Origin of the sequence: Providencia burhodogranariea DSM 19968, assembly GCF_000314855.2 — a bacterium.
Classification (GTDB): domain Bacteria; phylum Pseudomonadota; class Gammaproteobacteria; order Enterobacterales; family Enterobacteriaceae; genus Providencia; species Providencia burhodogranariea.
The window spans coordinates 436,429-450,166 of sequence record NZ_KB233223.1 but is presented as its reverse complement, the minus strand read 5'-3'; the positions used below and the strand labels follow the sequence as shown (position 1 = coordinate 450,166).

Below are 13,738 nucleotides of genomic sequence, written 5' to 3'. Positions count from 1 at the left end.
AGAATTGAAGTCATGACAACAAAACGTAAGCCCTATGTCAGAGAAATGAAAGGCGACTGGTGGCAGAAGCTTGGTTTTTATCGCTTTTATATCATGCGCGAGAGCACATCTGTACTGCAAGTTTGGTTCAGTCTACTTGTCCTGTATGGTGTGTTTGCACTCAAAGCTGGCCCAGAATCATGGGAAGGCTTCGTTGCTTTCCTACACAACCCTATCGTTCTTATCATTAACATTATTACATTAGCTGCCACACTGCTGCACACTTCAACATGGTTTAAGCTCGCACCGAAAGCAGTCTGTATTATTGTTAAAGACAAAAAAATGCCAGAAGAGCCAATTGTTAAAGGCTTTTGGGCATTAACGATTGTGGTTACCGTAGCTATTTTAGCCATTGCACTGGTATTTTAATCTAAGGAGAATCTGATGAACCTAACGCCTAAACGTTCCGATGAACCGATTTTCTGGGGATTATTTGGTGCAGGTGGTATGTGGAGTGCGATTGTTGGCCCAGTCATCATCCTACTTCTCGGGATTTTGATCCCACTGGGTGTTGCACCTGATATGTTAAGCTATGAACGTATCCTTGCATTTTGTTCAAGCTTTATCGGCCGCATTTTCCTACTACTGATGATCATTTTGCCGGTATGGTGTGGTATGCACCGCATTCACCACACACTGCATGATTTTAAAGTGCATGTCCCTGCGTCAAAATGGGTTTTCTATGGTGCCTCAGCAATTATTTCTGTGATTGCAATTATCGGTGTATTCACACTGTAATTGCATAGTTAGAACAGTTGCTTGCAGCAAATAAAATTAACCAGTGGCTATATCAATTAGCCACTGGTTTTTTATGTATGTTACATTTCCCGCCTCATACCAAGCTAATCACAACAAACTTGATGAAACGGATGATAAAACACATAATCTACAGGATGTAACTTCGGTAAACTATCCTACGATTAGCTCAATTTCTGAATAGCAACTATAATGAATAATCACTTCCATTAATTATCTGTTCGCCGTATTTAGTTCTTTGTATTTTGAATAACGTATCCAAATATTGAGAAAAGACTGAGTGGTACTCTCAGTCATGATTTAATGCAAAATAATGTAATCACCCGTCGTATTGTTGATATGAGGATATGACCTTCGGTCAGCTGGCCAAATTTAAAGTCTCTGTACACAAGCCATCAGTTCCTTGCATCATCAAATATCTTATAGCGTATAGATTCAACGAAAACTTGAATATTACTTCGCTTTCTTAGCCGTTGGTTTTTTAATTAAAGTTTTACTGTCCACTTTATCTTAGAGTGGCTCAATTTCTGGCCGTAAAAATAAATCTATATGCAGAAAGCATGACTGAACTATCAAGCCACAAGCTGGATTAACAACAGCTTAATGTAGTTTAACTATTTAAGGCTAAAGGTCATTTTATGAAAAAGTTAACTTTCGTGCTCATCATCAGTTGCGCCATCTTGATACAACCTGCATTTGCTGATCCAAACAAACGAGCGATTAGCTATCTGACTTCTTGGGGTCTTCCTGAGAATGCACCAAAATTAATAGAGGATTCTAAAGTTGATATTCTGCTATTGTCTTTCGGACGATGGGATGAGGGAGGTGAGATTCATATGTCAGACAATATGATTACCCCGCCTACATCTACTGATCTCAGCTGGATCCCCCAAGCATATTTAACTTGGACAAAATTTAAATTCGATAATCCAAATAAAAAAGTAATGGTCGCTTTTGGTGGTCAGAATTATGAAGCTATTTGGAGTCATCTTGCAACTCCAGACAGCCGTGAAAGAATAGCGCAGAACTTAGTCAATTTACTCAACCAAAACTATCCAGTATTTAAGAAAGCTGAAGGTCAAAACCAGTACCGACAAGTTGGTACCGTTCAACTAGATGGGATCGATTTTGACTTTGAAAAAGGAGCACGACTGACACTAGATGAAAATGCGAATCTATTAGATCTCACTAAACGTGTACGTCAAAAAATGGCAAGTTTATCAGGCACAAAACTGCTAAGTTTAACAACTTATCATGTTGGTGCAGATCCTCTTGAATGTTCGAACCCAACGGTCGTTCAAAATTGCTCTTATATTGAACCAGCTCGTTCAAACCATCACGGCGAGGTCTTACAGATCCTGAAAGAAGGAAAAAATATCTTCGACTTTTTTAACGTTATGGCTTATGACGCAGGTCCGAATTTTAAATACGATGTTGCTATGAAAAACTATGCTCGCGTGATTGAAAATCCATCTAAAGTCGTTCTAGGGACGACAATTAATAGCCAATGGGGACCGGCTGGTAATTTTGTTGAAAGTCGGACAAACAATATAGAGCGCGCTAGGTGGCAGGCTCGAAATAATTATGGTGGTTTCTTCGTTTGGGCACTAGGATCAAATAATCAAGCAATGCCATTTGTAGAGCAAGTGAAATACATCAATGAAATGATAGACGCAGCAAACGGGGCTAGTCGTTCCAATTAAATAGAAATGAAAAATACCCAACTAATCCAGATAACCTATCCCGTCAGAAATGACGGGATTTTTATAGATAAATACGACATGAATAGCAGTGAACATAAAACGTAAAGCAAAAATCCCCCAGACCATTTCGGTTGCTTGTGAATACCCTTACCGCTCTAGCTCCGCACTTAAATATATCAATATGGTAGCAAATACGGCAATAACATAATATTCGAGTGCATTTCCTATAACCGCGCCAAGCCTGAATTTCCATTTCATTCTATAACCCTTACTATAGCTAATCATTGCTACTAGCGATTGATATTGGCATTATATATCAATCGCCTTAATATTAAAGTAACTACGGATAACGTACTAATGTTTCCAAGCAAGCCAGTGTTATCCCCTGCTCTTTTAATACATTAAGTAACCCGTTATCAGTTGCATAGGGACAATCGAGTTTATCTTTAATTTTTTGAATTCTTTCATTTTCAATATCTTCAGAACATCCTTGAATAACACTAATTCCTGAAATTTGACAATTTGAAAGTAGAAGCCGAATAGTCATGACCTCTTCGCGGGTAAAACGGATATTACCAAAGCGCATGTATTGTTGAATATCGAATGACTCGGACGATTGCTCCCCTATTGTCTGCAATGATCCTAAAGGCAATGCAATATCGGCCCTGAGAGGTAAAACAATTTCCTCATTTTGTTCCCATGTTGCGTGAATATAATCAGCAATTGAAGATCGATGACTATAAATAGCTAACAAATCTTCCATTGATAATTGTTTGTTAGAATTAATTGATGTGATTTCAAAAACATTCCCATATTGATTACAAAAATCCAGTTTTACTGTATTTTTATTAATTTTAGACAATGAATCTGTATGAGCTTGTGAATAATTATTCCAATATTGAACACCCGCAGTAAGCCTTTCATTTATTAACAGATCTAAATCATCCCCCCAATACGTTAACATCCAATCATAATTACTTGACACGCCATGAATAACTTTATCACAGATATCAATACGCGAATAAGTGATATCTATATCATTCCAATCAAAATGATTGGAAAAGTTATTTTTAAAATCAACACAGATTTTTTCTATGAATGTATTTTTAATATCCATTAAATCCCTTATATTATTAATTTTATATATCCAAAAAACACGTTTTACTCAAAAGCTATCATCGTGACATGTCACGAAATACACTTACTGAATTAAAGTTATTTTATATATTCACTAATGCAACCCTACTTATTGCATTAGTGAAGATTATATTATTAAATATATAACAATTTCCAACTCGCATATAAACGTCAAATCAATAAATAAACATTAAAATTTATTATTGTAATGATATTTTTTTCGATAATTTGCTTGATAGTAGCACTGTTAAACTACACAACGCTAAAAATACACCGACATAAATTAAATTAAATCCAGATAAATAACTTATTATCAATGGTGTTAACCCCCCGACAAAAATTGCCGTAAAATTAAAACCGATACTTAAGGTCGTTGTTTGCCCATCAGCAGCAGTTACAATTTTGTCAGCTACGTTACACATAATCATTGCTATAAAAATAGTCATAATAAGCTGTGCAATAATGATTATTTCAATAATTCCATTGCTCATTATGTAATATAACGGGATAGAGAAAATAACTAATCCAGCAATACCAATATTAAATATTTTTATTGATGAACTGTATTTATCTGTTAGCCATGCACAAATCACCATGACAATTAATAATAGGCTAGAAGTTAAAATTGCATATACACTCCTTAGATCACCTATATTCAAATGCTCAACGATGACTGATGAGGAAATATTTTGGGCATAAAAGGTAAGCGTGGCCGGCACACCCAGTAAAAAAACATGAAATGAACGATACCAATTTATAGGCCGATAACCGCTTTGCACTACTGGGTGATTTGGTAATCTTGCCCTAAACCAGAAGCTAATGGCAATATTAACAACACCAAACAATAAAGGGATACGCCAGCCAAAGGCTTGCATCATTTCAGGCGTTAATGTTCGCTCTAATAGTAAAACTAATCCAAGTGAAATGATGACTCCCAATATGGCACCAGCAGGCGGCAGAGTGGCTATCCTCGAGCGCTGATTAGATGCAGCACCATTAAGTAGATAAGTAATTAATGATGGATATTCACCCGCAAAACTAAAAGATAGCGCCATTTGTATCACTAAGATGACGAGTGGCGTATAAGCTCCAAGTAGTTGTATCGGCAATAAAGCCATACAAAATGTTGAAATTCCCGTAATCAGACTGGTGAGGATCAGTGCTGGCTTTTTACCTACTTTATCGGCATAACGGCCAATCACATAACCGCCAATAGGACGAACCAAAAAACGTAATGCAAAAATCCCCCACACCATTTCTGTTGCTTGGTTATAACCTAGGCGTTCCAATTCAGCACTCAGATACACTGAAATTGCAGCAAAAACGGCAATATCATAGTATTCCAGCATATTACCTAATGCAGCACCAAATCTGAATTTCCATTTCATATCACTTCCCTTGTATTTTACTGTTCCATCTTCCGTATATATACTCGTCATACTTCGAGTTGCAGCGTTGTTGACTGCTCCCAGCTAGCCGAGTCACATAGTTTATCTATGCTCCCCGACTATCTTCATTTGCCGCTTAGCTGCAATTTGAATTATTTTGAGTATAAACTGACTAGTGATAAGTAAATCATTCATGCTTATTAAGGAAAATTGACCAATGTTTCTAAACATGCCAATGTAATTCCATGTTCTTTTAATACTTTAAATAATCCACTTGGTGATGCATAAGGGCAATCGAGTTTTTCTTTAATTCTCTGAATACGTTTATGCTCAGAAGCTTCAGAACAACCTTGAACCGCGCTAATTTCTTTTACTCTGCAATGAGACAATAACAATCGAATTGTTATGATCTCTTTTCGAGTAAATCGAATATTACCGAAACGCATATATTGATGAGTATCTAATAGATCCGTAGTTGTTTCTTGTTTGTCTTCTTGCATATATAACGGTAAAGCAATTTCCTGACGCAAAGGTAAGGTGATTTCTTTATTTTTTTTCCATAACTGGTGAGCATAGTCGGCAATAATTGGTCGATATTTATAAATAGCCATTGTATCTGCTACAGAAAGCGCTCGTTTTGAGTTAATTGTTGAAATTTCAAAAATATGACCATATTTATTGCAAAAATCAATTTTTGTTTTTCTTTTACTAGATTTAGTTAATGTTTTTGAAAAAAATTCTGAGTAATTACTCCATAATTGAACACCTGGAATCAGTCTTTCATTAACTAATAAATCTAAATCATCATCCCAACAAATTAATTGCCACTCATAATTGTTGGAAATATTATATGTTTGCTTATTATCTACATCTATATAAATAAATGTATAGTCAATATCATTCCAATCAAAATGGTTTGAAAAATATTTTTTAAATTTCACACATGCATTTTCTAATGAGGCACTCGTAATATCCATAAACAATTCCTTATATTAAAATAATCATCTTATGGAAAACTCACTAAAGTTTCCAAGCATGCCAATGTAATACCCTGTTCTTTTAATACTTTAAATAATCCACTTGGTGATGCATAAGGGCAATCGAGTTTTTCTTTAATTCTCTGAATACGTTTATGCTCAGAAGCCTCAGAACAACCTTGAATCGTACTAATTTCTTTTACTCTGCAATGAGACAATAACAATCGAATGGTTATGATCTCTTTACGAGTAAATCGAATATTACCGAAACGCATATATTGATGGATATCGAGTAACTCAGTTGATTGATTTTCTGTATTTTTTAATATATCAGGCGGTAACGAAATATCTGCTCTCATCGGTAAGGAGATTTCAGGATTTTGCTTCCATATTCTGTGTGCATAATCAGCTATAGTCGGGCGATATTTGTAGATAGTCATCATATCTGATAACGATAGCGGCTTATTTGAATTTATGGTTGTAATCTCAAAGACATTGCCATATTTAGCACAAAAATCAATTTTCAGTTCGCTTTTATCAGCTTTCGATAATGTTTTTTTAAAAGCATCTGAATAATTATTCCAATATTGAATTCCAGAATTTAATCTTTCGTTTATAAGTAAATCAAGATCATCGTCCCAACACATTAATTGCCATTCATAATTATTAGATGTTATGTATATTTTCTGACTTTCAATATCAACACGAAAAAAAGTTAAATCAATTTCATTCCAATCAAAATAGCTTGAAAAATCCTTAGTTAAACTCAAGCATGCTTTTTCTAATAATGCACTTTGTATATCCATGAAAATCTCTTTTAAAATAGTTAGGTCAATTAAATAAAATGTTAATCCATATTTTATTTATGCTGTAATATCAAAAACTTCATATTAACTTTTGTTTTGGTAAACGATATGATATTAATAAAGTTAAACCACATAAAGTCAGAAAAACGCCTACATAAAATAGATGAATACTAACTAAATAATTAATAATCAACGGTGTACCCCCTCCAACCATTGTTGCTGCAAGATTAAAACCAACACCAAGTGTCGTTGCTTTCCCTCCAGAAGAATCTGATTGCACAAAAGATAAATTACATAGGATCATAGCTGCATAAATGATCATAATGATTTGCGCAATTATAATTAACTCAATGAATTGACTATCCATTGATAAATAAAGTGGAATAGATAAAAGTATCATCCCCCTAACACCTAAATTAAAAACACGCTTAGATGAACTATATTTATCCGTTAACCAACCGCAAATTAACATAGAAAGTAGTAACAAACTGGATAATATAATGCTATATATGTTTTTTAATTCACCTATTTGTAAATGTTTAAAAACCAGATGCATAGAAATATTTTGAGCAAAAAATATCACTGTTCCTGGTACTGTGATTAAAAAAACCTGACATACTTGTAACCAATTTATAGATCGAACATTTTTAGCAACAGTACTTTGATTAGGTAGTTTTGCTCTAAACCAAAAACTAATCACTATATTAACAACCCCTAGGAATAAAGGTATCCGCCAGCCTATTTTTTGCATTACTTCCTGATCTAATATCATCTCCAATATAAAAACCAAACTCAGAGAAATAATTACTCCAAATACCGAACTCCCACTAATAAGTGAAGAAACTCGTGCACACTCATTATCTTTGCTGCTATTAAAAAGATAAATAATTAATGATGGATACTCGCCTGCAAAGCTGAAAGAAAGAGCCATCTGTAAAATTAAAATCGCGACTGGCGTATAAGCGCCTAATAATTCAATCGGCAATAATGCCATGCACAGTGTTGCAGTTCCTGTAATCAAACTTGTCATAATTAACGCTGATTTTTTACCGACTCTATCTGCATAACGTCCTATTACATACCCACCGATAGGCCGGATAATAAAGCGCAATGCAAAAATCCCCCAGACCATTTCGGTTGCTTGTGAATACCCTTGCCGCTCCAATTCTGCACTCAAATAGGTTGAGATAGCCGCAAATACTGCAACGTCATAGTATTCAAGAGCATTTCCCATAACCGCGCCAATTCTAAATTTCCATTTCATCGCTAATTCCTTGTTTTATATTGAGGCTCGGAATGCTGTGACTTATTACATTTCAATTAACCGACCTATCTCCCATAATTTAAGTTACTGGTAACAACTCTCAGCAACTTGAATTATTTTGTAGATGACTTATCAATGCGCTATGCTATTTGAGGCTTTGGTAACTTGTATGACAGCAGTAACGTAAGGCCACATAAAGCAACAAAAGCACCGACATAAACTAAGTGAATATCCAAAAGATAACTGATAATTAAAGGTGTTAAACCTCCAACTATTGTTGATGCTATGTTATAGCCTAAACCTAGCGTAGTGGCTTCCCCATTGGCTGCTTGCGCGAGTACCCATGAAGAATTGCATAGGATCATTGCAGCATAAATTGTCATCATAAGCTGTGCTAACAGAATTACTTCTATAACATCGCTATGCATTGCAAAATAAAGCGGTGCGGAAAGGACAACCATTCCTACAACACCATAATTGAATATTCTTTTTGACGAACTATATTTATCCGTTAACCATCCACAAATTAACATAAGTAATAACAATAAAATTGCGAATGCAATTACGTAGATACTCTTTAATTCACCCACATTTAAATATTTCAAAATAAGTGATGATGAAATGTTTTGTGAATAAAAAATAACTGAACCAGGCACTGTCAGTAAAATAATATAAAAAACCTGCCTCCAATTAATAGAATAACTTTTTTTCATCTCTAATTGTTCGGGTAATATCAATCTAAACCAAAAACTAATCAAGATATTCACAAGGCCGAATAATAAAGGAATACGCCAACCGATACTCTGCATAGTATCGGTATCTAATATATGCTCTAGAATAAAAACGAATCCCAACGAAGTAATCACGCCAACCATTGAACTACCAACAACTAATGATGAAATTCGCGCTCGCTCATTGCTTTTTGCATGATTAAATAAATAGGTAATCAATGATGGATACTCACCTGCAAAGCTGAAAGAAAGAGCCATTTGTAAAATTAAAATAGCAACGGGTGTATAAGCGCCTAATAATTCAATAGGTAATAATGCCATGCACAGTGTTGCAGTTCCGGTAATCAAACTTGTCAGAATTAACGCTGACTTTTTACCGACTCTATCGGCATAACGCCCTATTACATATCCACCGATAGGCCGGATAATAAAGCGCAATGCAAAAATCCCCCAGACCATTTCGGTTGCTTGTGAATATCCTTGTCGTTCTAATTCTGCACTCAAATAGGTTGAGATAGCCGCAAATACTGCAACGTCATAATATTCAAGAGCATTTCCCATAACCGCGCCAATTCTAAATTTCCATTTCATATTACATTCCTTATCCTATTTACTTCATTCAATTTGATATGATTTTAATACTGCTCAAGTAACACTAATCAAAGTCTCTAAACAGGCTAATGTAATACCCTGTTCTTTTAATGCAGTAAATAACCCACTTGGCGATACGTAGGGGCAATTCAGTTTTTCTTTAATTCGTTGAATACGTTTATGCTCAGAAGCTTCAGAACACCCTTGAATTGCACTAATTTCTTTAACTCTACAATGAGATAAAAATAATCTAATAGTAATGACTTCTTTACGAGTAAATCGAATATTTCCAAAACGCATATATTGATGAGCATCTAACAACTCAGAGGATGTTCTATCTATATTTTTTATTTCATCAGAAGATAACAAAATATTTTCTCTTATCGGTAAAGCCACTTCAGAATCTTGACTCCATATCTTATGTGCATAATCAGCTATGATTGGCCGATATTTATAAACTGCCATCATATCGGATAAAGAGAGGTTTTTTATTGAATTAATTGACGTAATTTCAAAAACATCATCATATTGAGTGCAAAAATCAACTTTCAATTTATTTTTCCCTGTTTTCTTTAGTGTTTTAACAAAATCATTGGAATAGCCACTCCAATATTGAATACCCGAAGTTAATCTTTCACTCATTCTTAAATCTAAATCATCATCCCAAAAAATCAGTTGCCATTCATAATTATTTGACAGTATTTTTATTTTTCACATCGATATGTGAAATATTCAAATCCATATCATTCCAATCGAAATAATTAGCAAAGTTTTTTGTTAAATTAGCACATGCATTCTCTAGAAATTTATTTTCTATGTCCATCAACACTCCATCAAGTTTCATTATAAAACTAAATTAATAGATATATCTTTAACACATCAAATTAAATATTAAAATACTAAATTTATGAATATTTAAAAATGCCAACATACAGTTTATTTTTATCACTCATGAGGAATAAGAAGTAAATATAATTAAATATATAATAATTAACATTGATAACAAATGGAGATATTATGATAGAAGATTGGCATCCCGCAGATATTATTGCAGCAATAAAAAAGAAAGGTACATCACTCTCTGCATTATCACGTAGTTCTGGGCTAAATTCATCAACATTGAGTAATGCATTATCTCGACGCTGGCCAAAAGGTGAGAGAATTATTGCTGACTTTTTAGAACTACAGCCTTCACAAATATGGCCGTCACGTTATCTAAATAAAAAACGATAAAAAAATAAAAATTTGAGCATGCTAAAAATTAAATTAAGATTTTATTTAAAACAACTCGCCAATTACTTTTCATTAGCGAGTTATTTTTCTATTGTTAACATTTTAAATTCAATTCTCACTCATACAATAAAAAATAAATATAATAGAAATTCCACAAATTTTTTAATAAAAAACATTACGTGTATTTTTATACGAAAAGTAATTTTAGCTGAATGTAAGTGATGCTATATCTAAAAAAATGCTCGGTTAGTCGAGATAAATATTATGATTCGGGAATTTAAGTGTGTTCAGCAGCCCAATATGACATAACAAGGTATAGATAATAGAGCGATTATCGCCCTATTGTCTAATTATTCTTATTTGAGAATATATTCAAATTACTTAAAAACGATATTCAATCCCGCCACTAATGGTTCTACCTCGTCCTAGTGTATTGGATAGACTTTCCGCGTAACTTACAACATAAGCACGGTTAGTTAAGTTTTCAACGTTGCCACGTATCGTGATATCATTCGTTAATGCGTAGCTAGCATAGAGATCAACAACGGTGTATTTAGGCCAGTCTGCAAGATAAGGATAATTAGATTGCGCTGAATAGTCTTGGAAACCTGGTGTAAATCGTACGACAACACCACCATCTAATTTTCTATCAAATGCGCGTCCACCTAATGTGAATGATCCTCTGTCGCCGGGCAAGTTAGCTGCACTACCGAATATTGCTCCACTATTGCAATCAACATAGTTATTTGTAAGTTCATCATCTTCTACGTACCAATTCCCACGCCCCCCACCATACTTTAAGGTACCGCCGAGCCATGCCGGATGTGCACAGAATTTATTTTTTCCTATCATATGGGTGAAGGTTAAATCTGCATAAACAAATCCTGCATCGTAATTGACTTGATACTCAAACCCTCTAAAACGTGTTGTGTTCAAGTTATTACTGTATGCTGCATTTCCCATACTTGGATTCAATAATCCAGGCTTAGTCCGATTAATTGCGAGATTAATATAGTTATCAACACGTGTATCAAAATAAGCGACCTTCGCTAATAATCTATCTTCTTCTAGCACTAAATTTGGATAATTCACATTCATCCCAACTTCCCAAGCATTAGAGCGCTCAGGTTTTAAGTAGGGATTAGGAAATTGGGTCGAAGAGCTATGAGCGCTCCCCGTTGTCAGAGTTTCCGTAATCGCAGGTGGACGCCAAGAGCGGCCATAGCTGGTAAATAACTCCATCCATTCAACATTCGGCCGAATAGCCAGTCTAGCATTAGGTGAGAATGCACCTTCTGAATCATCAACATCCCAAACTTTATTCACTTCAACTGACTTACAGCCGCTGATTCTAATCGCAGTACATGGATTTTGTTTGGTATATGGATAGATGCTATATCTCATCCCTGTTTTGCCTTTCAGATTGTAATAATCGTAACGCATCCCACCTTCAAGAGTCAGCCAATCATCATATTCATAGGTTAATGTTGCAAATAATGAACTCAAGGAACGTTTACCATCAGGCGTCACGTTCTCCGCCGATGCTTCGGTTGAACGACTACTTGCTTTATCTTGGAAGGTTTCCAGTCCGTAATGTGCTTTTAATAAGTTGCGGCTATTAAATTCAATTTCTGAATGATTTTCAAGTTGTAATCCAATCGTTTTAACTCGAGTATCAGACTGGTAACCATTATTGATGAGTTGGCTCGTCGCATAAGTTTTACTGTCATCTTTCGTATCAACAAGATAAATCTTTCCTTTAAACTCCGTACTCCAAGGGCTATTACTAAATTGAGTGTAATCCAAAGAATAATTTTTGGTATTCACATCACTAAAGCCACTCTTTTTCCAACCCAGTTTATACGGCCAACTTGGTGTAAGGTTTGTTAAGGTTCCAGCATTGGGTGATGCCACCTTAGTTTCCAAGTAATTAAACTGAATACGTTGGGACTCACTGATATTCCATCCTGCTTTGGCTAAATAGGATGTCATATGGTAGTTACTGTCGGTTATTCGAGTATGCTTTAAGTCATCCACTAGCTGGTCGTAATGTCCCGAATCATTATTGATACGTATATCACCAATGCTACCATGTGTCCCCGGCATATAATCGCCTAAGCGACGTTCACTGGCTGCAAATAAGATATCGCCTTTTTCATTTCCTAAAGCAAGTGCAGTACTTCCAATAAAATGGGTATTATTCGATCCTGTACTCGCATTTAACTTTCCACCAAATGTTTTATCTTTCGATAGAAAATCAGACGCATTAACGGTTCTAAATGTAGCAACTCCGCCTAGTGTACCGCCACTTCCCATGCCACTGCTGTTACCTTTTAAGATCTCGACGCCCGATAGTAATTCTGAGTCAATATACATCGAGCCATTTCGTTGCCCGTGACCGCTTTTTTGAAAGTTTTGTCGCATCCCGTCAATATTCATATTGACCCGACCATAGTCTTGGATCCCTCGAATATTGACTGATAAAGAAGGATCTTGCTGACTCACGGCGGAATACACTCCCGTTGTCAGTTCGAGTAGATCGGCAATATGTTTTGGCGGCCTATCTTCAATCTGCTTTTTACTAATCACACTGACGGAAGTTGGGGCGTCATAAACCCAATCGCCTTGTTGGACGGGTGCTGCGGTGACCGTAATTTTATCTAGCACCACAACCGAATCATCATTCGATGTTGCTGGTATACGGCTGATAGAAATCCGATTATTTTGAATGCTGTAACGGATCGGATTTGAACCAATCAGTTGTCGCAAACCCTCTTTGAGAGACAAATTCCCTTGAATTGCATAGCTTTTTAGCCCTGCAACGTCCTGAGTGTCGATCAATATCTCGACTTTAGCTTGCTGCGCATATTGTATTAACGCGCGTTCAAGTGATTGAGCAGGAACTGAAAATGAAATCACTTGTGGTGATTGTTCAGTCTGTGCGTAACTAATAATAGGAACAGCTGGTAATGCCATCAATGCAAGGTGAACACAAAGTACTGCTTTTTTATAATGATGTTTCTTCTGGGTCATTTCCCGCCCCTAAAATGATAATGGTAATAAAAATCATAATCAATTCCATTAAAGACGTAGAAAAACAGAAAACCCGTAAA

Annotated in this window: 13 protein-coding genes and 1 pseudogene; 4 read left to right on the top strand and 10 right to left on the bottom strand. The window is 35.4% G+C overall.

All coding sequences use genetic code 11. The features are described 5' to 3' along the window. Positions 1 to 12 precede the first annotated feature (12 nt). From frdC to OOA_RS12670, 3 genes are all read left to right on the top strand, one after another. The gene (gene frdC / locus OOA_RS12680) at positions 13 to 408 is read left to right on the top strand and encodes a fumarate reductase subunit FrdC (RefSeq protein ID WP_008912549.1); all 396 of its coding nucleotides are present in this window, start codon (positions 13 to 15) and stop codon (positions 406 to 408) included. A gap of 15 nt (positions 409 to 423) precedes the next feature. Continuing rightward, positions 424 to 777 carry a fumarate reductase subunit FrdD gene (frdD, locus tag OOA_RS12675; RefSeq protein ID WP_008912548.1) on the top strand — a complete coding sequence of 118 codons (354 nt, stop codon included), beginning with the start codon at positions 424 to 426 and terminating at the stop codon, positions 775 to 777. 656 nt (positions 778 to 1,433) lie between these two features. Further along, positions 1,434 to 2,498, top strand: coding sequence for a glycoside hydrolase family 18 protein (locus OOA_RS12670; RefSeq protein WP_008912547.1), 1,065 nt, complete (start codon positions 1,434 to 1,436; stop codon positions 2,496 to 2,498). Between the two features lie 81 nt (positions 2,499 to 2,579). On the opposite strand, the pseudogene OOA_RS21385 reads toward OOA_RS12670, so the two are convergent. From OOA_RS21385 to OOA_RS21280, 9 genes and pseudogenes are all read right to left on the bottom strand, one after another. Further along, positions 2,580 to 2,756: pseudogene (locus OOA_RS21385) on the bottom strand (MFS transporter); the annotation flags it as partial. Positions 2,757 to 2,838: 82 nt separating this feature from the next. Further along, entirely contained in the window at positions 2,839 to 3,615 is a 777-nt protein-coding gene (locus OOA_RS12665; protein ID WP_008912546.1) for a hypothetical protein, read from the bottom strand. A 220-nt stretch (positions 3,616 to 3,835) separates the two neighbouring features. Further along, the gene (locus OOA_RS12660; protein ID WP_008912545.1) at positions 3,836 to 5,023 is read right to left on the bottom strand and encodes an MFS transporter; all 1,188 of its coding nucleotides are present in this window, start codon (positions 5,021 to 5,023) and stop codon (positions 3,836 to 3,838) included. Between the two features lie 200 nt (positions 5,024 to 5,223). Beyond that, complete coding sequence (locus OOA_RS12655; protein ID WP_008912544.1) at positions 5,224 to 6,000, bottom strand: helix-turn-helix transcriptional regulator; 777 nt, start codon at positions 5,998 to 6,000, stop codon at positions 5,224 to 5,226. A 29-nt stretch (positions 6,001 to 6,029) separates the two neighbouring features. After that, a complete protein-coding gene (locus OOA_RS12650) occupies positions 6,030 to 6,806 on the bottom strand; it encodes a helix-turn-helix transcriptional regulator (protein ID WP_008912543.1) in 777 nt (258 codons plus the stop codon). A gap of 79 nt (positions 6,807 to 6,885) precedes the next feature. Continuing rightward, positions 6,886 to 8,070 carry an MFS transporter gene (locus tag OOA_RS12645; RefSeq protein ID WP_008912542.1) on the bottom strand — a complete coding sequence of 395 codons (1,185 nt, stop codon included), beginning with the start codon at positions 8,068 to 8,070 and terminating at the stop codon, positions 6,886 to 6,888. A gap of 140 nt (positions 8,071 to 8,210) precedes the next feature. After that, positions 8,211 to 9,392 carry an MFS transporter gene (locus OOA_RS12640; RefSeq protein WP_008912541.1) on the bottom strand — a complete coding sequence of 394 codons (1,182 nt, stop codon included), beginning with the start codon at positions 9,390 to 9,392 and terminating at the stop codon, positions 8,211 to 8,213. Positions 9,393 to 9,446: 54 nt separating this feature from the next. Continuing rightward, positions 9,447 to 10,034: a helix-turn-helix transcriptional regulator gene (locus OOA_RS12635; RefSeq protein ID WP_008912540.1), complete on the bottom strand. Its 588-nt coding sequence runs from the start codon at positions 10,032 to 10,034 to the stop codon at positions 9,447 to 9,449. A 46-nt stretch (positions 10,035 to 10,080) separates the two neighbouring features. After that, the gene (locus OOA_RS21280; protein WP_336431275.1) at positions 10,081 to 10,215 is read right to left on the bottom strand and encodes a hypothetical protein; all 135 of its coding nucleotides are present in this window, start codon (positions 10,213 to 10,215) and stop codon (positions 10,081 to 10,083) included. A 194-nt stretch (positions 10,216 to 10,409) separates the two neighbouring features. Here OOA_RS21280 and OOA_RS12630 point away from each other — a divergent pair, with 194 nt between their 5' ends. Then, on the top strand, positions 10,410 to 10,625 hold the full coding sequence (locus OOA_RS12630; RefSeq protein WP_008912539.1) for a helix-turn-helix domain-containing protein: 216 nt from the start codon (positions 10,410 to 10,412) through the stop codon (positions 10,623 to 10,625). Positions 10,626 to 11,006: 381 nt separating this feature from the next. Here OOA_RS12630 and OOA_RS12625 read toward each other — a convergent pair whose 3' ends face one another. Then, the gene (locus OOA_RS12625) at positions 11,007 to 13,658 is read right to left on the bottom strand and encodes a TonB-dependent hemoglobin/transferrin/lactoferrin family receptor (protein WP_008912538.1); all 2,652 of its coding nucleotides are present in this window, start codon (positions 13,656 to 13,658) and stop codon (positions 11,007 to 11,009) included. Positions 13,659 to 13,738 lie beyond the last annotated feature (80 nt).